At 32.3% G+C, this 23,374-nt stretch carries 23 protein-coding genes and 3 tRNA genes; 14 read left to right on the plus strand and 12 right to left on the minus strand.

Going from position 1 to position 23,374, the window contains the following annotated elements:
- Nucleotides 1-49: 49 nt before the first annotated feature.
- The 6 genes from map to ACNRYB_RS16000 all read right to left on the minus strand — a co-directional run bounded on the left by map (nt 50) and on the right by ACNRYB_RS16000 (nt 4,391).
- Complete coding sequence (gene map / locus ACNRYB_RS15975; RefSeq protein ID WP_473727889.1) at nt 50-814, minus strand: type I methionyl aminopeptidase; 765 nt, start codon at nt 812-814, stop codon at nt 50-52.
- Nucleotides 815-961: 147 nt separating this feature from the next.
- On the minus strand, nt 962-1,699 hold the full coding sequence (locus ACNRYB_RS15980; RefSeq protein WP_473727890.1) for an SDR family oxidoreductase: 738 nt from the start codon (nt 1,697-1,699) through the stop codon (nt 962-964).
- Nucleotides 1,700-1,778: 79 nt separating this feature from the next.
- Nucleotides 1,779-2,348, minus strand: a complete 570-nt coding sequence (locus tag ACNRYB_RS15985; RefSeq protein ID WP_473727891.1) for a Crp/Fnr family transcriptional regulator — start codon at nt 2,346-2,348, stop codon at nt 1,779-1,781.
- Between the two features lie 143 nt (nt 2,349-2,491).
- Nucleotides 2,492-2,887 (minus strand): VOC family protein, encoded by a 396-nt coding sequence (locus ACNRYB_RS15990; RefSeq protein WP_473727892.1) that lies wholly within the window; start codon nt 2,885-2,887, stop codon nt 2,492-2,494.
- 79 nt (nt 2,888-2,966) lie between these two features.
- A complete protein-coding gene (locus ACNRYB_RS15995) occupies nt 2,967-3,464 on the minus strand; it encodes a hypothetical protein (protein WP_473727893.1) in 498 nt (165 codons plus the stop codon).
- A gap of 84 nt (nt 3,465-3,548) precedes the next feature.
- Nucleotides 3,549-4,391, minus strand: a complete 843-nt coding sequence (locus ACNRYB_RS16000; protein ID WP_473727894.1) for a chromate resistance protein ChrB domain-containing protein — start codon at nt 4,389-4,391, stop codon at nt 3,549-3,551.
- 190 nt (nt 4,392-4,581) lie between these two features.
- On the opposite strand from ACNRYB_RS16000, the gene ACNRYB_RS16005 reads away from it, so the two are divergent.
- Complete coding sequence (locus tag ACNRYB_RS16005; protein WP_473727895.1) at nt 4,582-5,082, plus strand: endonuclease V; 501 nt, start codon at nt 4,582-4,584, stop codon at nt 5,080-5,082.
- A 195-nt stretch (nt 5,083-5,277) separates the two neighbouring features.
- Nucleotides 5,278-6,579 (plus strand): hypothetical protein, encoded by a 1,302-nt coding sequence (locus ACNRYB_RS16010; RefSeq protein WP_473727896.1) that lies wholly within the window; start codon nt 5,278-5,280, stop codon nt 6,577-6,579.
- A 213-nt stretch (nt 6,580-6,792) separates the two neighbouring features.
- Here ACNRYB_RS16010 and ACNRYB_RS16015 read toward each other — a convergent pair whose 3' ends face one another.
- Nucleotides 6,793-7,374: a bifunctional (p)ppGpp synthetase/guanosine-3',5'-bis(diphosphate) 3'-pyrophosphohydrolase gene (locus ACNRYB_RS16015; protein ID WP_473727897.1), complete on the minus strand. Its 582-nt coding sequence runs from the start codon at nt 7,372-7,374 to the stop codon at nt 6,793-6,795.
- A gap of 139 nt (nt 7,375-7,513) precedes the next feature.
- On the opposite strand from ACNRYB_RS16015, the gene ACNRYB_RS16020 reads away from it, so the two are divergent.
- The 6 genes from ACNRYB_RS16020 to ACNRYB_RS16045 all read left to right on the plus strand — a co-directional run bounded on the left by ACNRYB_RS16020 (nt 7,514) and on the right by ACNRYB_RS16045 (nt 12,081).
- Entirely contained in the window at nt 7,514-8,077 is a 564-nt protein-coding gene (locus ACNRYB_RS16020; protein WP_473727898.1) for a Crp/Fnr family transcriptional regulator, read from the plus strand.
- A 73-nt stretch (nt 8,078-8,150) separates the two neighbouring features.
- Entirely contained in the window at nt 8,151-8,951 is an 801-nt protein-coding gene (locus tag ACNRYB_RS16025) for an MBL fold metallo-hydrolase (RefSeq protein ID WP_473727899.1), read from the plus strand.
- 120 nt (nt 8,952-9,071) lie between these two features.
- Entirely contained in the window at nt 9,072-9,584 is a 513-nt protein-coding gene (locus tag ACNRYB_RS16030) for a hypothetical protein (protein WP_129747151.1), read from the plus strand.
- Complete coding sequence (locus tag ACNRYB_RS16035) at nt 9,581-10,513, plus strand: DUF2268 domain-containing putative Zn-dependent protease (protein ID WP_473727900.1); 933 nt, start codon at nt 9,581-9,583, stop codon at nt 10,511-10,513. Before ACNRYB_RS16030 ends, ACNRYB_RS16035 begins: the two co-directional genes overlap by 4 nt.
- Nucleotides 10,514-10,531: 18 nt before the next feature.
- A complete protein-coding gene (locus ACNRYB_RS16040) occupies nt 10,532-11,200 on the plus strand; it encodes a hypothetical protein (RefSeq protein ID WP_473727901.1) in 669 nt (222 codons plus the stop codon).
- Between the two features lie 422 nt (nt 11,201-11,622).
- Entirely contained in the window at nt 11,623-12,081 is a 459-nt protein-coding gene (locus ACNRYB_RS16045; RefSeq protein WP_473727902.1) for a hypothetical protein, read from the plus strand.
- Between the two features lie 60 nt (nt 12,082-12,141).
- Here the strand turns inward: ACNRYB_RS16045 and ACNRYB_RS16050 are convergent.
- From ACNRYB_RS16050 to ACNRYB_RS16060, 3 genes are all read right to left on the minus strand, one after another.
- Nucleotides 12,142-12,222, minus strand: a tRNA-Tyr gene (locus ACNRYB_RS16050).
- Nucleotides 12,223-12,294: 72 nt separating this feature from the next.
- Nucleotides 12,295-12,369: transfer RNA gene (locus ACNRYB_RS16055), tRNA-Val, on the minus strand.
- A gap of 89 nt (nt 12,370-12,458) precedes the next feature.
- Nucleotides 12,459-12,533 (minus strand) — tRNA-Val (locus tag ACNRYB_RS16060).
- Nucleotides 12,534-12,788: 255 nt separating this feature from the next.
- Between ACNRYB_RS16060 and ACNRYB_RS16065 the strand changes: the two genes are divergently transcribed.
- Nucleotides 12,789-14,573: an ABC transporter ATP-binding protein gene (locus tag ACNRYB_RS16065; RefSeq protein WP_473727903.1), complete on the plus strand. Its 1,785-nt coding sequence runs from the start codon at nt 12,789-12,791 to the stop codon at nt 14,571-14,573.
- Nucleotides 14,574-14,715: 142 nt separating this feature from the next.
- On the opposite strand, the gene ACNRYB_RS16070 is transcribed toward ACNRYB_RS16065, so the two are convergent.
- Nucleotides 14,716-15,885, minus strand: coding sequence for a proline dehydrogenase family protein (locus tag ACNRYB_RS16070; RefSeq protein WP_473727904.1), 1,170 nt, complete (start codon nt 15,883-15,885; stop codon nt 14,716-14,718).
- A gap of 246 nt (nt 15,886-16,131) precedes the next feature.
- Between ACNRYB_RS16070 and aroB the strand changes: the two genes are divergently transcribed.
- From aroB to recQ, 5 genes are all read left to right on the plus strand, one after another.
- The gene (aroB, locus tag ACNRYB_RS16075) at nt 16,132-17,199 is read left to right on the plus strand and encodes a 3-dehydroquinate synthase (RefSeq protein ID WP_473727905.1); all 1,068 of its coding nucleotides are present in this window, start codon (nt 16,132-16,134) and stop codon (nt 17,197-17,199) included.
- Between the two features lie 304 nt (nt 17,200-17,503).
- Nucleotides 17,504-18,907: a type III PLP-dependent enzyme domain-containing protein gene (locus ACNRYB_RS16080; protein WP_111369071.1), complete on the plus strand. Its 1,404-nt coding sequence runs from the start codon at nt 17,504-17,506 to the stop codon at nt 18,905-18,907.
- A gap of 102 nt (nt 18,908-19,009) precedes the next feature.
- The gene (locus tag ACNRYB_RS16085; RefSeq protein ID WP_057117936.1) at nt 19,010-19,978 is read left to right on the plus strand and encodes a deoxyhypusine synthase family protein; all 969 of its coding nucleotides are present in this window, start codon (nt 19,010-19,012) and stop codon (nt 19,976-19,978) included.
- 8 nt (nt 19,979-19,986) lie between these two features.
- The gene (locus ACNRYB_RS16090) at nt 19,987-20,397 is read left to right on the plus strand and encodes a DNA primase (protein ID WP_473727906.1); all 411 of its coding nucleotides are present in this window, start codon (nt 19,987-19,989) and stop codon (nt 20,395-20,397) included.
- A gap of 133 nt (nt 20,398-20,530) precedes the next feature.
- Nucleotides 20,531-22,645, plus strand: a complete 2,115-nt coding sequence (gene recQ / locus ACNRYB_RS16095; RefSeq protein WP_473727907.1) for a DNA helicase RecQ — start codon at nt 20,531-20,533, stop codon at nt 22,643-22,645.
- A 210-nt stretch (nt 22,646-22,855) separates the two neighbouring features.
- Here the strand turns inward: recQ and ACNRYB_RS16100 are convergent, their stop codons facing one another.
- Nucleotides 22,856-23,371 (minus strand): DinB family protein, encoded by a 516-nt coding sequence (locus ACNRYB_RS16100; RefSeq protein WP_473727908.1) that lies wholly within the window; start codon nt 23,369-23,371, stop codon nt 22,856-22,858.
- Nucleotides 23,372-23,374: the final 3 nt, after the last annotated feature.

Genomic DNA, 23,374 nt, shown 5'->3' on the forward strand with positions numbered 1-23,374 from the left:
TACAAAACTCCATTATTTCTAATGGAGTTTTTTTGTGTATTGGGAATAGTTAATTCCAAATTTCATTCATTTCGGTTAAAATTATCGGCTTGCCTTCTGTCACAACAATTGTATGTTCGTGCTGAGCCATAAAACCGCCTTTATTTCCAACCATTGTCCAGCCATCTTTCATTGTTTCTGCATAAGTAGAAGTCGTTGAAATAAAAGTTTCGATTGCAACGACCGAATTCTTTTTAAATCTCGTCACATTAAAACGGTCTCTGTAATTGGCAATTTCATGAGGCGCTTCATGAAGGCTTCTCCCCACTCCATGTCCCGTTAGGTTTTTAATGACTTTATAGCCTTTTTTCTTTGCTTCTGTTTCAATTAAAAATCCGATATCAGAAATGCGGACGCCGCCTTTTATGTTGTGAATCGCTTTATGCAAAATTTGTTTAGAAGCTTCAATCAATTTTTGATGATCGTTTATATCTTCTCCAATCACAAAAGAGCCTCCATTATCAGACCAGAAACCGTTTAATTCGGCAGAAACATCGATATTGATCAAATCTCCTTCTTGCAGAATTCTTTTCTCAGAAGGAATACCGTGACAGAATTCATTATCAACGCTAATACAAGTCCAGCCTGGAAAACCATAAGTTTCGTAAGGCGCAGATTTAGCTCCGAAACTTTTCAGTATCTGCCCGCCATATTCGTCTAATTCTTTGGTTGACATACCTGCTTTGGCAAATTTTCTCATTTCTTTTAAAGTAAATGCAACGGCCTCGCTGGCTTTTTTCATTCCGGCTAATTCTGCTTCTGTTGTAATAGACATACCTTTTGTTTTAGAAATTTTCAGACTGCTAATTTACCGCTTTTACTTTTTATTGACTGCAATTTAAGTTTTAAAAACGATTACAATCCAAAATAAAAACTCCAAAGTCATAAGATTTTGGAGTTTTTATTAGGTATTAAAAGTTTTTTACCACGGACTTTCTTCGCTTTCGTCTTCAATATCGTTGCTGAAGAATTTTCCAGTTGGTCCATTTTCATCAACTAAAGTATGTTTTATGATGAAACTTGCGGCGCTTTCAACACTTCCTGGACCATTATGATGATTAAAATCTGTTGCTGTATAACCTGGGTCGATTGAATTAACTTTGAATGCAAGATCCTTCAATTCATGAGCCAAAGTAACGGTAAATGCGTTTAAAGCTGTTTTAGAAGATACATACGAAATTGCTTTTATTGCATAATATTTCCAAGTTGGATCACTGTGTAAAGTAAGAGATCCAAGTCCAGATGTAATATTGCTGATTCTTGGACTATCTGATTTTTTCAATAGTTCAATAAAAGTCTGTGTAACCGTTATTGCGCCAAAGAAATTTGTATCAAAAACTCGTTGAATATCTTCTATAGAAGTTGTAGAAGGGTTTTGCGGAATATCTCCTAAAATTCCAGCATTATTTATTAGAATATCCAATTTGCCTTTTTCTTTCTCAATGATGTTTTTTGCGGCCAAAACGCTTTCTGCGTCTGTAACATCAATTTGAATAGCTTGAATATTTTGTAATCCTTTCGCATTTAATTCTTTTACAACTTCCTCTCCTTTTGTAAGATCTCGTGTTCCTAGGTAAACAAATAATCCTTTTTCTGAAAGCTGTTTCGCTGTTTCTAAACCAATACTTCTATTTGCACCTGTAATTAATACTGTTTTCATTTTTTATCTTTTTAAATTATTTGAAGCAAAGTTCCGTCAATGAAAAAGAAAAACATTTGTCATATGACAAAAAGCGATTTCAACGGATATTTTTTCTAATTCTGCTCAAAGAAGATTGTGTGATTCCGAGATATGAAGCCAAATAAGAAAGCGGGATTCTATTAATTACATTTGGAAACATCTCCATAAAAGACAGATAGCGAGTTGTCGCGTCTTCTGAAACAAGCGGACTTCTTCTAGCGACTTTCTGCATTAACGCTTTTGAAATAATTTTATGCACAATTGTATCCCAACCGACAATTGTATCTAGTAATTCTTGCCAACTGGCTTTAGAAAACACAATAATCTTGCAATCTGTAACTGCTTGAACATAAGCAGAAGAACAAATATTATTATCAAAACTTTCCAAATCTACTACAAGATTATTTTCGTCTATAAAGTATTTGGTAATTTCTTCGCCTTTGTTGTTGTAGTAACAGACACGCATTATTCCATCTATGATAAAACCAACTTCAGAAGCGATTTTTCCGGCTTCAGAAAAATATTCTTCTTTTTTGATTTCTTTTTCTTTGGCTTTAGTTAAAATTAAATCAATCTGATGCTGATTTAAATTGCCAAACTGCAATATATAATTTACTAATTCTTTCATGGACGAAAGTTAGACATAAGTTTTTATTGAAAATTTGCCATATGGCAAAAAAGAAATAAACTTTCTCACTATTCTTATAACATGTAGGATTTTAAGTTCCATATAAACTTCCAGATTAGAAACAGACTTGAGGCCTTCTTGTTTTACATTCCTGGCCAATAAAGAAAATTAAACTTATGTCCATCTGGATCAGCAAAACCAAAAGTATAGCCTACTTGGTAATTTTCGGGTTCAGAAAAAATGGTTGCACCAGCTTTTTTGACTTTGTCATACCAAAGATCTACTTCTTCCCTGCTCTCTGCAGAAAGCGAAAAGATAATTTCGTTCTCATTTTTAGCATTTACTAAATTGCCTTTTAAGGCCGTTTTAAATCTATCGGTTGTAAAAAAGTTGATTATAAAATTATTCTCCGCAATAGAAAAACTCACGATTTCCTCTGTGTTTTGTCCGTTTTGTTTGAATCCTAAATCGGTATAAAATTTAATTGTTTTTTGCAAATCGTTTGAAACCAAGTTGGCCCATATCATTTTAGTTTTCATAAACTTTAGTTTTAATTGATTGTAACTAAGGTATTGATAATCAATTAAATTTCTAGAAAGTTTTTTGATTTAGAAATTGCTAAAAAGCAATTCCAAACTGAAAACCTACCGTAAAACTAGCAGGATGATCGTTGCCAAAGCGAACAGGAAGCGGCACGGCTACGTAATAACTGCAGCTAGGATTTTTTATAATTGTTTTATTAAAAACTGGTGTAAATCCGTATCTACCGCTACTTTCAAAAGCAGCTCTTCCGGCAAATGTGTAGCCTTTCCCAAGAGCAACCAAAACACCAGGATGAAATAATAAATTGGTCACTTTGCTTGTTCCTTGATCGTCTTTTATGTTGGGAACCATTTCAAATGAAAATCCGATTTTTTCATTTTTCCAAATATTTATTCCCGTAGGAAAACCTACAGCGTAATAATCTCTGAAGTTTACAGTCGTTTCATCACTGTTAAATGTTACAATAGGATGCATGATGCCAAAATATCCTGTTACTTTTGGATAAGTAGTTTGTGAAAAAGCTGTAAAACCTGCAAGTAATACGGTAATAAAGAAAGTGTTCTTGAATGACATTATTTCTAGTTTTTAATTCGTTAGAACAAAACTAAAAGCATTAACCGTCAAAAAATAGAACTCAATTTACCTTTTGTATCTCCTTTACTTTTTTGTTTTTTTTCTATAAGCAGAAGGATTTTTTCCTGTATGAAGTTTAAAAATTCTAGTAAAATGGCTTTGGTCTGAAAAGCCGGTCATATAAGCTATTTCAGTTAAAGTATGAGACGAATTCTCTATGAGATTGATTGCTTTTTCGATGCGGAGTTTTCTAACATATTCTCCAAAATTCAAATCTTCAAAATGTTTTGAAAACTCTCGTGATAAGTAAGATGGATTTAAATCTAATTCGCTCGAAATTTTCTTTAAATCAAAAGCAAACTGAGCATCGATTTGATCTTGAATGATATCTTTTAGATCTTTTACCCATGATGGTGTTTTGGATGATGCTTTTTTGTCTTTTAAAAACTTATTGTAAACCTCATGAAGTAATTTCTCAAATGGACTGTTCTGTAAATGATTTTGCTGATACAAATGCGTAGCCCAGCTATATAAGGCATCATATAAAATCATTCCGCTTTCTAATAGTTCATAATCGTCTTTTATATTATAAGCCAATCCAGCGGAAATAGCCCAAAGTCCTGCCGATTCTTTAGCGATTTCGTGTCTGTCAGTATCAGCTCCACGCACAATTCCTGCAATAATTTTAACGGCTGGATCTTTTATCTCGTATTTCTTTACGATGTAATCAAAAGTGCATTCTTCATTATAATGCGTAAACTCAACATTTGGCACATCAAACGGAATGGCATTAAGTTCTTTTGCCTTTGTTAATACATCATCAAACGGAACATAAATAAATTCAGATTCAGAGTCAACAAACTTTCGAATCAGCCACGGACAGGCGATCCTATCTATTTTGGGTCTTTCTCTGGTTATCCATTTCATTTGGAAATACGTATTAGATTGTTTCTTAAAATTTTAGCTAAACTACATTTTATTTAGGATTTTTTCAAAAGCTTAAGTTTTAAACTTTAGAGATTCCAATTAAAAAAGATTTGATGTTTTTCTAAAAATGAGCAATTCTTTTGTAAAGCTTTTTCTATTTTTAGACTTTAAATATTTATAGAAATAACCTATGATTCTAGCCTTTGATACTTATTACTTTGACCAAAAAGCAAAAACAATCTGTCTTGAATTTGCAGAATGGAATGAAGACAAAAACTTTAAAATTCATTCTGAAACAATAGACAATGTAGCAGAATATATTCCGGGCGAATTTTATAAAAGAGAATTGCCATGCATTTTGAGTTTATTAAACCAAATAGATTTGTCTAAAGTTGAAGCAATCGTTGTTGATGGTTTTGTGTATTTAGATGACGAAAAGAAATATGGCTTGGGCGGTTATTTGTACGAAAAACTAAATAAAGAGATTCCGATTGTTGGTGTTGCTAAAACAAATTTTGCTTCTATAGAAAAGAATAAAAAAGCGCTTTTTAGAGGCGATAGCAAGAAACCGTTATACATTACTTCTATCGGAATTGATTTGGATGAAGCTTATAAAAAAGTCGAAGGGATGCATGGAGAATTTAGAATGCCGACTTTGCTGAAAGAACTGGATAGATTGACGAAGGAATAAAAAGAGTTTCGTTCTAAAATCAGTACAATGAATGCTTATAAAATTAATGTTCACCTCATAAATTTTATTTAAGTCCCTAGAAATCTTTATTTTTAACAAAATAATTCATAATGAAGGAAACAAAAAAAAAATGTTAGCTAAAATAAATTTACTATCGTTATTTTTACATACTATATCTATAGGATAAAAAGAAATATGCTGACTAAAACGCCATCCAATAATAGCATAATACTATTTTTTCTTTTATTTGCCACTTTCTTAAGCGCTCAAGAAAACAGCGTCTTGGCTCAGCAATTCTTAATGAATGTTGAAATAAGGCCTAGAGCAGAATACACTTCAAATTATATTCTTCCTCCCAACGATTCAATCGACCCATATTTTTACATTACACAGAGAAATAGAGTTTCTATGCTATATGCAAGAGAAAAATGGTTTGTAAAATCAGATTTGCAAGAAATTCATCTTTGGGGTCAGAATAATGAAGTTTCTAAAGTGGGAAGCATTAATTTTTACCAATTATTCTTGGAGACCAAATTTAAATCTATCAATGTAAGATTAGGAAGGCAAAGCGTACTATTAGATAACGGAAGATTGTTCTCAGATGCTCCTTGGGCACAACAAGGAAGGGCTCATGAGGGAATACGCATAATGAAGAGTTCTAAAAATTTCTCTAACGATTTTTTTATCTTGTTCACTCGAAACTATAATACTGAATTTGAATCTACTTATTCTCCTGTCGCACCCAATAAATATAAATATCTGTTGGTTAATAATTTCAGTTATAATAATGCTAAAGGTTTTTCATTTAATTCTTTAAATGCTGTTGATTTTTTAGAAAACACCAATTCAGGACAACTGTACACACGCGCAACAACTGGAGGCAGGCTAGAATTGACTAAGAAGCGCTGGTATTATACTTTGAATTCGTATTTTCAATTTGGCCGTAATGTAAAAGGCCAAAATTTATTAGCTTACTATTTTCAGCCAGAAGTAAAATTATCGCTTTTAAAGTCTACTTGGCGTTTAGGTGCTGAAATAATTAGCGGAAGCAGTCCTCAATTGTCTATTGATAGATCTGGAGATTTTGATGTTTTATATGGTGTTACTTGGAAGTTTAATGGGAATATGAATGTCTTTACTCGATTTCCAAACGATGTTAATGGTAAAGGGCTTGTCAATCCCTATTTATTTGCTTTAATCCCATTAAATAGTAAACTATCAGTTCGTTCAGATTTTCATCTTTTCTACACTCAATATCCTCTTACGAATGATTTGGGAGAAGAAGTGAAAAAGTTTCTTGGATTTGAAAATGATCTTTCTTTAAAATATACTCCAATCAAGGAACTTGAAGTGAATTATGCTTTTTCTTTTTACAAATCAACTAATTCCATGAAATATTTACCTAAAATACAAGATGAAACCAAACTTGCATTTTGGAGTTATTTAATGGTGTCATATTCTTTTAATGCTGTAAATATAAAGCGTTATAAAAAATAATTAGATTTAGAAAAAGCTTTGCAATACTTGACGTTTCCTGTAAAATCCTTACTTTTCTAATTATAGCGAATGAGTCTCTCCTTTAAATTGTAAGTGAATCCGGTGTAGTATCTATTTTTGCTTTGACTAAACAATATATAAATACTAAAATTCATAAAAAGATATAAAGCAAAAAAAACTCCAAAATCATAAGGCTTTGGAGTTTTTTGATATTTATAATTGGTTAGCAGTGCTAAGAAAACGATTATACTCCCTAATTTTATTCTTTAATCTTTCTGCTAAATATTCATTTCCGTCTTTCAATTCCTGATGTATAATTTCAGCTTCTTCAATATATTTTAACTTTTTCTCGTCATTCCAATAGTACGGAGGTTCGTATAAATTGCAGATTCTGTCAGCCATTTTAACAGCCCAAACTTCTATTGGCTGTTGTTTGATTCTGTTTAAACTATCAAGCATTTTTTCAAACGAATCCTCAATTTTTTCATTTTTGGTCAATGCCATAACTCCAGATGCTACTTCGCTCCCAAACAAATCATTAACTTTTTCATAATTAAATGCCGTATCTTCTATAGTATCATGAAGCATAGCGCATTTTACAGCCAAATCAGTATTCATATTTTCTGTAAATCGGCTGGCATTTAAAACTTCAAAAAAAACACTTCCAATGTGATTGATGTATTCTACTCTTTCGCCTTCATTGCTTCCGCCATATTTTTGCCCGTCGTGAAGTTTTGAAACTAATTGCCAAGTATTTTGAATTTCGTCTATTGACCAATCTTTTTGCTGTTTCATTCTATGATTTTGATTTTTTTAGGTTGAATGTAATTTAGAACTTTTTCTAAACATTTGCAACAATTTAGCATATTGTTCTATATTTTCAGTTGTTGGAATGATTGTATATTAGCCTAGAATAAATATTGAATTATTTAAAATGACATCTTTAATAGAATATTTTGAAAAACTGGGTTTTCCAGAACATACTTTAGCTGAGTTTTTAAGTTGCATAAAAACAAGACAATTTTCTTCAAATGAGCTGATTCTTGCTCAAGGACAACTCGAGAATTATTTATCATTTATCGATACAGGAGTTGTTAGGTATTATGTTGTTGCGAATGATAAAGAAATTACATTTGATTTTGCATTTAAAAATTCCTTTTATTGCGCATACGACTCATTCTATAATAGAGCTAAAACCGAAATTTATGTTCAGGCCTTAACAGATTGCCAATTGTATTCTATATCATATGAAAGTTTACAGCGTCTTTACGAAAAGTGCGAAACAGCAAAGAAACTTGGACGTATCGCAACTGAATATCTTCTTGAAAAAAAAGTAAAAAGAGAACTAGATCTTTTGACAAAAACACCGCAAGAAAGATATGAAAGACTGTTGCTAGAACAGTCGAAATACATTCAGCAGATTCCGCTAAAATATCTTTCATCTTATATTGGAGTTGTACCAGAGACTTTAAGTCGAATAAGAAAACGCATTTCTTGACCAAAGTCAATTTGCAGACCATTTATTAGACTCAGATTTGCATGAACATTTTAACAATTAAAATTAAATGCAAATGGAAGTTACAATTACACATATCGACACGGCTTGCGTTTTGATAAACATAAATGGATTTAAAATTTTGACAGATCCTACTTTAAATAAAAAAGATGGATTTTTTCCGCAATATGTCAGCAGCCCGATGGCATTTTCAAAAAAGTATTGCAGTCCTTCATTATCTATTGAAGAAATTGGAAAAATAGATTTGGTTTTGTTAAGTCACGATCATCATAGCGATAATTTAGATAAAAAAGGACGCATTTTTATTCAAACAGTTCCAACTGTTCTTTCTACTACAGATGCTGTAAAACGCTTAAAAAACACCAAAACCATTGGGCTTGACAACTGGCAAGAATATAATGTTGAAACCGAAAAAGTAGAAAATCTAAAAATTACAGCGATACCTGCTCAACATACCAATATAAGAAGATTGAATAAAATTATGGGGAGTGTTATTGGTTTTACAATAGAATGGCAAAAACAAGCCAACGGATGCATTTATATTTCTGGAGACACAGTTCTTTTTGAAGGATTGTATGAATTGGAGAAAAGAAAAAAAGTCGATATAGCTATTTTGCATCTAGGAGCTGGAGCATTTCCATACTTAAAAAAGAATTTAAGAGTTACCATGAATGGCGAAGAAGCAATTGCGACAGCTCAACTTTTAAAACCAAGAATCGTAATGCCGATACATTACGAAGGCTGGTGGCACTTTAAGCAATCTGTAAAATCTTTAAAAAGTGAAATTGGGAAGTCTGATGTAAAAGAGAAATTTCTGTGGCTTGAAAGTGGGGTTGAAGCCTATCTGCCAATATAAAAACTAAAAAAAAACATTGATATAGAATGACAAAGAATGTTTTGCTAAAGTTGAAATATAAAGTAATCAGGTTTTATTTATATTAGCGAGATATTAAAGAAATTCAATCCTTCTATATCAATGGCTTTAACAATTATTGAGAATCTAAGAATTCTGTCAGAGAATTTCGAGCACAAGGCGGACGTTCTCTCGGATTCCATTATTTTTATTAATGAAATAAATAAAATCAAAATCCAGCCTGAAAATAAAGGAGGTTTTGTAATTACTTATAATTTGCATTTTGGAGAGAAAAGACTCTTGGTGCCAGAAGAAATAGTTTATCATTTTTGTCTCGATTTATTTAAAAGAAAAGAGAATGATATTGAAGTAATTTCTGAAACCCGCAAGCCAATTAATATTGGTGAATGGTTTAAAATTGAAGAAGCCGAATCTTTATCTATAATTACTAGCATTCAAAAAGAATTAGAATATAATTATAGATTAAAGCACCTATTTTTAGAAAGTAAGCGATTTGAAATAACTTACTTTAATAGTTTATTAATTTTAGAAGATAAACAGAAAAAATATTTGTCTAATGTATTTAATTTTAGAGATAGTATTGAAAAACTTAATATTTTAAAACAAACAAAATGAGGCAAAAGTTAATCATTCTTATCTTAATTTTTATTCAAAATGCAGTCTTTGGGCAAAGTAATTTTTCAGATAATCCTTTAGATGCAATTTTTGAAACAAAAGATTCAAAAAACTTTTGGGAAGCTTTTGATAAAATGGAGAAATCAAAAGGAAATCCCTTCGTAGAATACATGCAGAAAGGCTCACCAGGTGTTAAAGCATTTACTGAAAACAGAATAATAAATGCTGATTCTCTTTTTGCAGTTGTAAAAAAAAGAAAAGCAGATTATGAACTTTCAAGAAATGTTTTAAATGGTATTTCTACAAAAGAAAAAAGAGTAAGAGCAATTTATAGCGCACTGAAGTATTGGTATCCAAAGGCTAAGTTCCCTCCTATTTACTTCGTTTACGGAAGATTTAATTCCGGCGGAACTTCTGCGCCAGAAGGAATTGTTATAGGAACAGAAAAACTTCAAAACCTAGACGGAATTTCCGGTTTAATTGCACACGAACTTATACATTATCAGCAAAACATCACTGGCAAAGACATGCTCTTAAAATGGTGTGTGATGGAAGGCGGCGCTGATTTTATTGGTGAACTTATCTCTGGCGAATCCATCAATAAAATCGAATATCAATATGGAGAACAAAATAAGGATAAATTGTGCCAAGAATTTGTTGAGAGATTAAAAAATAGCGATTATCAGGATTGGTTATATGGTACTTCTAAAAAAGATGGCAGACCAAATGATCTAGGATATTGGATTGGCTATAAAATAATCGAAGCTTACTTTAACAAACAAAAAGATAAGCAAAAAGCTATTGAAGAAATTTTAAATATAAAAGACCCTTTGCTGTTTTTAAAACATAGCGGTTTTTTAGATGTTTACATCAATGATTATCAAAAATCTAATAAAAAAAGTTACGATGATTTCTTTTTAAAATTGTAAACCTTATAAAAACGAAGAATGAAATTTTACACAAACATTTATAGATCAGATTTAGAAGGTAAAGAGCCTATTTCTAATATTACTGACCTTGAAGAAGCTGATGATTATTTTTATATCGAAAAAGATGAATATTATAAGTTTCAAATTGATTTGGAAGAATTGGTTCGTGGAAATATAGTCGGAGATTTATATGAAAATATCAATCAGATTGATTTTGATGAAACAACATTGCATCTTTTTCGAAAATTAAGCTTAAATGATGATGAATCTTTATTGAGGCTTCTTCCCGAAATTAGTTTGCCTAATCAATTAGTTCTTGATTTCAGCACCAAATTAATTGAATATTATCAAAATTCTAACGAAAATACATATTTCTACAGTTTGGAGTTTGATAACTTAACTTCAACTCTCCACAGATTTACTATCAATGATGAAAAGTTTAAAGTAGACACCTATAATACGATTGATAACAGAATAGATGAAGTTGAACTTTATAACTATTCTAATAATACATCTCAAAAAATAACATTGAAGAATAAAGATGAAATAAACATTTTAGGAAATACGTTTATAGTCAAAAAAATATTCTTTAAAGAGAAAAAAATCGAACGACTATCAAAGTTGATAAAGCTTCTTGAAGTTGCGAAATATTATAAAGGGATTAATTCTGTAATTAGAATGTATTAAACATATAGAAAGAAAAAGAGACCCTAAAGCCTACTTTTCTTTTTATATGCTTAAAAATTATTTCTCTTTAACTAGTTTTTCTTAAGCTTTAATATGTTCATCTTTAGCTTTTAAAAGCTCAGTATTTAAACATTTAATTTCTTCTAAAGCATCAATCGATTTAAAATGTTTTTTAAATTACTTAAATCGAAATCAACGCAATTATTCATAGTTAGCCATAAAATGAAAAAAGATCACTATTACTGATTTTAGCAGCCGTACTTTTTTTCTGCAAACAAAGAAACGAATCTGCTTCCAATGCTGACGGGACAAAAGTCGCAAATTTTTCACTAAAAAATGCTCAAGAAAAAGTCCTGTCTCCTATTGAGAAAAGCATTTATACTAAATATGAATATACTTATTCTAAAGGAAAAAGTATAGTAGTGCAAAATAGTCTGCCAAAAGGAGGAATGCGATATACTGATTCTAAAGGAAATCAATACGCTTATGCCATATTTTGGACTCGAATTATTAATGAAACCGATAAACTGATTGAGTTTAAAATTAAACTGCCTATTGATTCTTATGAAATTCCAGCTTTTCCAGGCAAATATTATAAAACATTGATTCCGCCTGACACGATGACGATTCAGAAAGCACCTTTGTTTAATTATGGTTTGGCAAGTTTAGAATCTTTTTTTGATAAGAGTATCGATAAACCATCTTCATTAAAAAGAACTATTAAACCAAAAGAATCGACTGGATTTTATGTTGTAACACTTCGTTTGATTGGAGGTGATCAATATGGTATATTGCGAACAGAACTTACTTTAAAAGGAGAAAAACTTTTTTATAAAATAAGAGATAAAGAAATTTGGTGCGGAAGTATAGTAATAAAATAAACTTACTGAAAAAGCAAAAAGCCTGTATATCTCTCGATTTACAGGCTTTGTTGTTTTTCGTGGGGAGAGCAGGATTCGAACCTGCGAAGTTCACACAGCAGATTTACAGTCTGCCCTCGTTGGCCGCTTGAGTATCTCCCCAAAACTGAGTGTAATTATTACATTCAGGAAATTCAAAAAAAAAAAATCCTTAATTGCTTAAGGAGTCTTTTGTGGGCGATGAGGGGTTCGAACCCCCGACCCCCTCGGTGTAAACGAGGTGCTCTGAACCAGCTGAGCTAATCGCCCTATTTTACTAGGTTGCTATCATTTTGTGATTGCGAGTGCAAATATACATTTAGAATTTATATTTACAAGCCTTTTTTTGAAAAATTTTGTGGGCGATGAGGGGTTCGAACCCCCGACCCCCTCGGTGTAAACGAGGTGCTCTGAACCAGCTGAGCTAATCGCCCTATTTTACTAGGCTGCTATCATTTTGTGATTGCGAGTGCAAATGTACAGCTAGATTTTGTATTTGCAAGCATTTTTGAGAAAAAAAAATAAACTTTTTTCTAGATCTCTATTTTTAAGCTACTTAAAAATGAATATTTTTTTAGGTTTTCTTATAATTTCGTTAAAAAGTTAAGTTGAGAACTCTAATTCGTAATATTCCTTTGTAGTGACTCGACTTAGTTATACATTTGTAAACCTAAAAATAGTAAAATCTAATGGCACGATTTAAAGAAAATGATTTGCCTAAATCAAAAATAACGGCTACTTCTCTTAATAAAGCAAAAACAATTTTTACATACGCAGGACATCACAAATGGAAATTCTTTATTGGTTTGATTTTTCTTTTGCTTACCGGTGCCACTGCCCTAGCCTTTCCTAAATTAATGGGAATGCTTGTAGACTGTGTAAAAAACAAGAATAATGACGAAGCAAATACGATAGCTATAGGCTTGGTTGCAATTCTATTTTTACAATCTTTCTTTTCATTTTTCAGACTTTCATTGTTTGTAAACTTTACCGAAAATACATTAGCAAACCTGCGTTTGGCATTATATACTAATTTGGTAAAATTACCAATGACTTTCTTCTCTCAAAAAAGAGTTGGAGAATTAAACAGCCGTATTAGTGCCGATATTACACAAATTCAAGATACCTTAACTACAACTATTGCAGAGTTCTTACGCCAGTTTATCTTAATTATTGGTGGAGTTATTCTTTTGGCAACAGAAAGCTTTAAATTGACCTTATTAATGCTTTCTGTAGTTCCGTTAGTAGCAATTGCTGCAGTTGTGTTTGGAAGATTCATTAGAAAGTATTCTAAAAAAGTGCAAGATCAGGTTGCCGAAAGTCAAGTAATTGTTGAAGAAACGATGCAAGGGATTAGTATCGTGAAAGCTTTTGCTAACGAATGGTACGAAATTGCACGTTATAAAGGAAAAATCAGCGAAGTGGTAAAATTAGCCATTAAAGGCGGTAAATACCGTGGTTATTTTGCTTCGTTTATTATTTTCTGTTTATTTGGTGCAATTGTTGCCGTAGTTTGGTACGGAGTTCGTTTGAGCATTGCTGGAGAAATGAGCGTTGGGCAATTGATTTCATTCGTATTATATTCAACTTTTGTTGGTGCTTCTTTCGGTGGAATTGCCGAATTATATGCTCAAATCCAGAAAGCAATTGGTGCAACAGAACGTGTTTTTGAATTATTAGACGAAAGTCCTGAGAAAATCAACTCAGATTTAAACAAGAATCAAGAGAAAATTAAAGGAAATGTTACATTCAAAAATGTTGCGTTTAGCTATCCTACACGTCAAGAAATACAAGTTCTTAAAGATGTGAACTTCTCGGCAGAGTTTGGACAGAAAATAGCGATTGTTGGGCCTAGTGGTGCTGGAAAATCGACTATTTCTTCTCTTTTGCTTCGTTTCTACGATATTACTTCTGGTGAAATTACGGTTGACGGAAAAAATATCTACGATTATGACTTAGAAAACCTTCGTGGCAATATGAGTATTGTGCCTCAAGATGTAATTTTATTTGGAGGAACCATTAGAGAAAACATCGCATACGGAAAACCAGATGCTACTGATGAAGAAATTATGCAAGCAGCAAAACAAGCAAATGCATTTAATTTTGTGGATAGTTTTCCGGAGAAATTTGAAACTTTGGTTGGAGAACGCGGCGTTAAACTTTCTGGAGGTCAGCGCCAGCGTATTGCGATTGCGAGAGCGTTGCTTAAAAACCCGAGCATTTTGATTTTAGACGAAGCTACATCATCTTTAGACAGCGAAAGCGAAAAACTGGTTCAGGAAGCTTTAGAAGTATTGATGGAAGGAAGAACAAGCATTATTATTGCTCACAGGCTTTCAACAATCAGAAATGCTGATAAAATCTTAGTTTTAGATAACGGAAAAATTTCTGAAGAAGGAACGCACCAGGAATTAATAAACTTAGAAAACGGAATTTATAAGAATTTAAGCAACTTGCAGTTTAGTAACTCTTAACTAAATTCCAATTAAACTCTAGTTCAAACCCGACAGGTTTTTAAAATCTGTCGGGTTTTATTTTTAGCAAAAAAAACTCCAATCTTTTTAGATTGGAGTTTTTTATATCTGTAAACTGAGACAGAAAACTGAAAACTATAAATTATTTCCCTTTTCTTCTCTTACGTTCAGTTTTAATCATAGACAATTCGCGGCTTGTTTGACCTGCTACAGAAGTATTTTCTTCAGCACGACGAATCAAGTATGGCATAACATCTTTTACAGGTCCAAATGGCAAATATTTTGCAACATTATAACCATTTTCAGCTAAGTTGTAGCTAATATTATCACTCATTCCATATAATTGTCCAAACCAGATTCTAGAATCGTTTTTAGCGATTCCTTTCTGAGCCATCATTTCCATTAATTTGTATGAACTTAATTCGTTATGAGTTCCTGCAAAAATGGCCATTTTATCGATATGCTCTAACATATATTGTACAGCATTATCATAATTTACGTCTGTAGCTTCTTTAGAAACGCAGATTGGAGAAACATAACCTTTTTCTTCGGCTCTTTTGTTCTCTTTTTCCATGTAAGCGCCACGAACCAATTTCATTCCGATATAGAAACCTTCAGTTTTAGCAACTTCATGAAGTTTTTTCAAGTAATCTAAACGATCCCAACGGTACATTTGCAAAGTGTTAAATACAATTGCTTTTTCTTTATTGTATTTACGCATCATATCTGTAACTAAATCATCTGCTGCATCTTGCATCCAGCTTTCTTCACCATCAATTAATAATGCAACATCTTTTTTGTGCGCTTCGCTGCATATTTTGTCAAAACGAGCCACAACTCTCTCCCATTCTGCTTGTTCAGCTGGGTTTAAAGTTTGTTTCTCTCCTAATTTTTCATACAATTCAAAACGTCCTAAACCTGTTGGTTTGAAAACAGCAAATGGAATTGCCAAACGTTCTTTAGCAAAATCTACTGTCCTTAAAGTCATTTCTAAAGCAGCATCAAATTGCTCTTCTTCTTCTTTTCCTTCTACAGAATAATCTAAAACAGAAGAAACTCCTTTTGTAAACATTTTGTCTACTACAGTAAGACAGTCATTTTCGTTTACACCACCACAAAAATGGTCAAAAACAGTTGCTCGAATTAATCCTTCTACTGGTAAATGAGCTTTAATTGCAAAATTAGTTACAGCAGTTCCTATTCGTACTAAAGGCTCGCTGTCAATCATTTTGAAAAGAAAATAAGCTCTATCAAGTTCAGTGTCACTCTTTAGTGAAAATGCAACCTGTGTATTATCGAATATCTTTTCCATTAAAATTTATTTTTTATGCAAATATAGAGAGTGTTTTGAATATTTTTCACTAAACGGTGTCATATTTTTCAATATTCTTAACGAGAACATTGCAAATGTTAATTTATGAAGTAAATGTTTATTTCTTGAATAATTTTATCTTAATTTTAAAGAAGCAAACCTGCATTTTAAACAAATTAGGCTTAAAGTTTGAATATTATTAAGCTAAAAATGCCTTATTTTGCGCTTTCAATTAACTAAAGAATTATGCAATCTATTCAAGCCAATAACTACCTCGTACATTTTAATGAGAATGCTTACGAAGCTTTAAATAAACATTTAAGAGAAAGTAAATATTCTAATATTTTTATAATTGTTGATGATCAGACCAATGAGCATTGTTTGTCTAAATTTATTCCGCTTTTGGAAACAGATTTGGCAATCGAAATTATAGAATTTGAAGCTGGTGAAGCAAATAAAAATATCGAAACTTGTATTGAGATCTGGAATATCTTGACAGAACTTGGAGCAGACAGAAAATCACTTATTATTAATTTAGGTGGCGGTGTTGTAACTGATTTAGGAGGTTTTGTTGCTTCTACGTTTAAAAGAGGTGTAGATTTTATCAATATCCCTACTACTCTATTATCTATGGTTGATGCTTCTGTTGGAGGAAAAACAGGCGTTGACTTAGGAAATCTTAAAAATCAAATCGGGGTTATTAATGTACCGCAAATGGTATTAATCGATACACAGTATTTAGAAACTTTACCGCAAAGCGAAATGCGCTCTGGTTTGGCTGAAATGCTGAAACACGGTTTAATATATGATGCTCCATATTGGAGACAGTTTTCAGATTTAAAATCAATTGTTTTTGATGAATTGGATCAATTGATTTATCGTTCTGTTGAAATTAAAAATGAAATCGTTATTCAAGACCCAACGGAGAAAAACATTCGTAAGGCTTTAAATTTCGGGCATACATTAGGACACGCAATTGAAGGTTATTTCTTGGAAAGCGAAGAAAAAACAACTTTACTGCACGGAGAAGCTATTGCTGTTGGAATGATTTTAGAAAGTTATATTTCGCTTCAAAAAGGATTAATTTCTGCAGAAGAATATCGTGAAATCAAAGCGGTGATAAAAGACATTTACGACGATGTAATTTTTGAAGAAAATGACATTGATCCGATCTTAGAATTGTTAATTCACGACAAAAAAAATGAATACGGTTTAATTCAATTTGCATTAATTGAAGGAATCGGAAAAATAAAAATTAACCAATCCGTTGAAAATAAATTGATTCTAGAAGCGTTTGAGGATTATAAATCTTAAACTTTTTTTAATCAAAAGCATTGCATTTGGTATATATTATTTTTTACATTTGCGCCATGAAAACAAACAATCAGCAAAGGCACTTCAGCTCTTACAGAAACAGACTCAGCAGTTCTTTATTAAGAATGTTGAACCGTTTCTATAATAGTAAAAGTCCTTTCTGTTTTGATGTATTCCAATGTACAAAAGCAGAGCATGAAAAACTGCCTATTATATTTGCCAATATTAGAGTTTGAATTTAAGATTAAGTCCCCAAAAACCTAAAATTAAATTATAATTACAATCTCTAAACATTGACAAATAAATGAATACAAAATATTCTGATCTAATAAACCAAACATACTACTTTCCACAAGAGGAATTTAAACTGAACAAAGACAACTTATTGTTTCACAATATCGATTTGATGAAATTGGTTGAACAATATGGTACGCCATTAAAGTTTACTTATCTTCCTCAGATTTCTGAAAACATCAACAAGGCAAAAGCTTGGTTCAGAAAATCGATGGAAAAAAATAAATACGACGCTAAATATTACTATTGTTATTGCACAAAAAGCTCTCATTTTGAATATATTATGAATGAAGCTTTCAAGAATAACATTCACATCGAAACTTCATCTGCTTTTGATGTTAATATTGTGGAGAATTTATTAGAAAATGGCAAAATCAACAAAAGTACGTATGTAATTTGTAATGGTTTTAAAAGAGACGAATACATTACTAACATCGGTAGATTAATCAATAACGGACATAAAAATACTATTCCGATTATTGATAATTACGAAGAGTTAGATTTGCTTCAAGCAGAAATTAAAGGAAAATTCAAAATCGGAATCCGTATTGCTGCTGAAGAAGAGCCTAAATTTGAGTTTTATACTTCTAGATTAGGTATTGGTTACAAAAACATAGTTTCGTTTTATAAAAAACAAATTCAGGAGAATGATAAATTAGAGCTGAAAATGCTTCACTTCTTTATCAATACCGGAATTAACGATACATCATACTATTGGAATGAGCTTGTAAAATGTATCAAAGTATATATTGCTCTTAAAAAAGAATGTCCTACACTAGACGGACTAAACATTGGCGGTGGTTTCCCTATCAAAAACTCACTTGCTTTTGAGTATGATTATCAATATATGATTGATGAAATTATCAATCAGATTAAAATTGCTTGTGATGAAGCCGAAGTTGATGTTCCAAATATTTTTACGGAATTTGGTTCGTTTACAGTAGGCGAAAGCGGTGGTGCAATCTATCAGATTTTGTATCAAAAACAACAAAATGATAGAGAAAAATGGAATATGATTGATTCATCTTTCATTACCACTTTACCAGATACTTGGGCTATAAACAAACGTTTTATTATGCTGGCTATCAATCGCTGGAATGATACTTACGAACGGGTTCTGTTAGGAGGTCTTACTTGTGATAGTGACGATTATTACAATTCTGAACAAAACATGAACGCCATTTATTTGCCTAAATACAACAAAGAGAAACCTTTGTATATTGGTTTCTTTAATACTGGCGCTTATCAAGAAACAATTGGAGGATACGGCGGTCTACACCACTGTTTGATTCCGCAGCCGAAACACATCTTGATTGATCGTGACGAAAATGGAATTCTGGCAACCGAAGTGTTCTCAGAACAACAGACTTCAGACGATGTTTTAAAGATTCTAGGCTACAAAAAAAAGGTGTAAAAAAAACGGCAGATTAAGTTATAATTTTTCTTAAAAAATTCTTAATTTGCATTAAGATCCAAAAAGGTTAAAACTTTTTAATTCAAAAAAAAAACAAAAAAAATGAAAGGACCAATCAGTCAGTTTATTGAAAAACATTATTTGCATTTTAACTCTGCTTCGTTAGTAGATGCTGCAAAAGCATACGAACAGCAATTAGCCGATGGTGCAAAGATGCTGGTAAGTATGGCTGGCGCAATGAGTACAGCAGAAATTGGTAAAATTTTTGCCGAAGTAATCAGACAAGACAAAGTGCATATTATTTCATGTACTGGAGCAAACTTAGAAGAAGATATCATGAATTTAGTAGCTCATTCACACTACGAGAGAGTTCCTAACTACCGTGATTTAACACCAGAAGACGAATGGGCTTTATTGGAAAGAGGATTAAACCGTGTTACAGACACTTGTATTCCTGAGCATGAAGCTTTCCGTCGTTTACAAAAACATATTTACAAAATTTGGAAAGATGCTGACGACAAAGGTGAGCGCTACTTCCCACACGAATTTATGTACAAAATGTTGTTATCTGGCGTTTTAGAAGAATATTATGAAATTGATCTAAAAGATAGCTGGATGTATGCAGCTGCAGAGAAAAATTTACCAATTATTGTTCCTGGATGGGAAGATAGCACAATGGGTAATATCTTTGCTTCATACGTAATTAAAGGAGATTTAAAAGCATCTACCATGAAATCTGGAATTGAATACATGACTTTCCTTGCGGATTGGTATTCTAAAAACAGTTCAAACGGAATTGGATTCTTCCAAATCGGTGGTGGTATCGCGGGTGACTTCCCTATCTGTGTAGTGCCTATGCTATACCAAGATATGGAAATGCACGATGTGCCATTTTGGAGCTATTTCTGCCAAATCTCAGATTCAACAACTAGTTATGGTTCTTACTCTGGGGCAGTTCCAAATGAAAAAATCACTTGGGGTAAATTAGACATCAAAACCCCAAAATTTATTATTGAATCGGATGCAACAATTGTTGCTCCGTTAATTTTTGCATACTTATTAGATTTATAAGATAATTTATGAAAAGAGTTATAGTAGACTACGCCAAACTTACCAACGAAATTTTAAACCTTTTGGTTGAAAAATTTCCTGATGGTTATGATGATTCGGATGTAATCCGTTTTAGAAATGCTAAAAACGAATTGGTTGAAGCTGTTGAAGTTCGTACTGAAGACACTATTTACTTAGTAAAAATTAGTACTAAACTTGCTGACAGAATTGAAAACTACGATGAAGATGACGATTTAGATGTTGATGTAGATGCAATTGCGCCAGTTAAAGGTATAGATCTTGATGATGATATTAGTGACGATGATGATGAAGATGACAACATTGACAAGCCAGATACTGACGGTGGTGACGATGATGACGATGATGATGACAAAGCTGATACTGACTATGATGAAGAAGACGAAGATGATGAAGATTAATTCATTTTCTTTCTAATAAAAAAAAAAGGAACTCTTTTTGGAGTTCCTTTTTTTATAATAAATTACTAAATTTATATTTTTGTTTTTATAGGATTATTTTTACATTTAAATCTTAAACAAAAAATACATGCCTATGACCTCAGAAATTTTACACGCTACATTAAAAGAAAATTTTGGTTTTGAAAAATTCAGGCCCAATCAGGAAACTATAATTAATACCGTATTATCTGGACAAGATGCATTGGCAATTATGCCAACAGGCGGAGGAAAATCGATTTGTTTTCAGCTTCCTGCTTTAATTTTACCAGGAATCACAATTGTAATATCACCACTGATTGCTTTAATGAAAGATCAGGTTGATAGTTTGAAAACAAACGGAATTTCTGCGTGTTATATTAATAGCACCCAATCATCACAAGAACAGCAATATTATATCGACAACTTAAAATCGAATCACTTTAAGTTAGTCTACGTGGCACCAGAAAGCCTTTCTTATCTTGATATGGCTTTTAGCGAATTGAATATTAGCTTAATAGCAATCGATGAAGCGCATTGTATCTCTTCTTGGGGTCATGATTTTAGACCTGCTTATACTAATTTAGGGTATTTAAAAAGCCGCTTCCCTTCTACTCCAATTTTAGCATTAACTGCTACAGCCGATAAAGCAACACGAACAGACATATCCAAACAATTGAATCTTAAGAATCCGAAAACATTCATAGCTTCTTTTGATCGTAAAAATCTAAGTCTTGAAGTTCGTCCAGCTTTGGATCGCGTAAAACAAATAATTGATTTTATTGAAAACAAGCCAAATGAATCAGGAATCATTTATTGTCTGAGTCGTAAAGCAACAGAAGAGCTTTCTGAAAAATTGAGAAAAAATGGTATTGAAGCTAAAGCGTATCATGCTGGTTTAGACAATGAAACACGTGCAAAAACTCAGGATCAGTTTATAAATGATGATTGTCAGGTAGTTTGCGCAACAATTGCTTTCGGAATGGGAATTGACAAATCGAATGTTCGTTGGGTAATTCATTACAATCTCCCAAAAAATATAGAAGGATATTATCAAGAAATTGGACGTGCTGGACGTGATGGCCTTCCCGCCGAAACCGTTTTGTTTGAAAGTTATGCCGATGTGATTCAATTGCAGAAATTTGCCTCGGATGGATTAAACTCAGACATTCAGCTGGCGAAGTTGGATCGAATGAAGCAATACGCCGATGCTGTAAGTTGCCGAAGAAAAATTCTGCTGTCTTATTTTGGCGAATTAGTCACCGAGAATTGCGGAAACTGCGATATTTGCAAAAATCCGCCAACTTTTTTCGATGGGACGATTCTCGCGCAGAAAGCTTTGTCTGCTATCGTGCGTTTAAAAGAATCTGAACCTTTGGCTGTAATTGTCGATTTTTTAAGAGGCTCGAGAAACGCATATATCTACGAAAAAAATTATCAAGAGCTAAAAACGTACGGAATTGGCCATGACGTTTCTTGGTACGACTGGAATCAATATCTTATTCAGCTGATCAATTTAGGTTATTGCGAAATTGCTTTTCACCAGCATAATAAAATTCTACTAACTCCTTTTGCAAAGAAAGTTTTATTTGAAGGCGAAAAAGTGAAACTGACAACAGTTGTTAAGAAAACAATTGAGAAAAGTGAAACTAAAGAAGCAAAACCAAAAGCAACTAAAAACTCTTTATTTGAGACACTTCGCAAATTGCGTTATGAAATTGCGCAGGAAGAAGAAGTTCCGGCTTATGTTATTTTTAGTGATGCTTCATTGCGTCAAATGGAAATCTTAAGACCAATGAGTGACGAAGAGTTTCTTGCTGTTGAAGGTGTTGGGAAAGCAAAACTAGAAAAATACGGAGCAGATTTTATCAAAGCCATTATTGAGTTTGAAAGAAATAAATCTGTTGTTAAAAAAGAGAAAAAAGACAATACTTATAAAAAAACACTGGAATTATTTCAGAGTGGAGTTTCGGTTGAAGAAATTGCTGAACAGCGAGATTTAAATCCAACCACAATTATTTCGCATTTAGCAAAATTATATGTTGATGGCCACGATTTAGATTTAAGTCAGTTTGTTTCAGAAGATGAAATCCTTCAAATAGAAAAAGCTCAAACAGAATTAGAGAATCCAAATGCATTAAGACCTTACTTCGATTATTTTGAAGAAAAAATGTCTTATGATAAAATTCGATTTGGTTTGGCTTTTTTGGAGAGAAAGAATCAAAAGGCGTAAAAAAGGCTTTGACTCCGCTCAGCCCGACACAATAATTATAATACAATTGTCAGACTGAGCGGAGTCGAAGTTCTCGTTTTCCAGAATGCAATAATTATACAAAATATCAAACCCGACAGGTTTTAAAAACCTGTCGGGTTTACAAAATGTAAAAATCCCAAACTCCAACGATATGGATTTTGGGATTTTAAATTTTCAAATATTCTTTTTTTACAAATATCTCTCTTCAAAAACTTTCTGATGGTGCTTTTGATGTCCAATCATGACAAAACCTAAAGCACGAACAGAAATCTGATTTCCTGAAGCAGTTCCAATTCGCTTTAGCTGTTCATCAGATAAACTTTTGTAAAATAATAAAGTTGAATGTCTCACAGCTGAAAATTCGGTTAACAAATCTTGAATGCTTCTCTTGTTTGAATCTGTATTATCTGCATAATCATTTTCTTCAAAACTTGGTAAAGGCGTTTTATCATTTCTTGAAAAACGCAAAGCGCGATAGGCAAAAATTCGCTCTGTATCTATAACATGCTGAATAATGTCTTTTATCGTCCATTTGCCTTCTGCATAACGATAATCAAATTTATCCATTGGAATATTTTGAACAAATCGGATAAACTCATGAAGCGAAATTTCTAATTCTTCTATTAAGATTCCATCGCCAGCCGCTTTGATATAAGTACCAAAATGACCTGAATATTCATTATCTAATAATTCTGATGCTCTCATTTT

It is taken from the genome of Flavobacterium sp. CR10 (assembly GCF_055814415.1).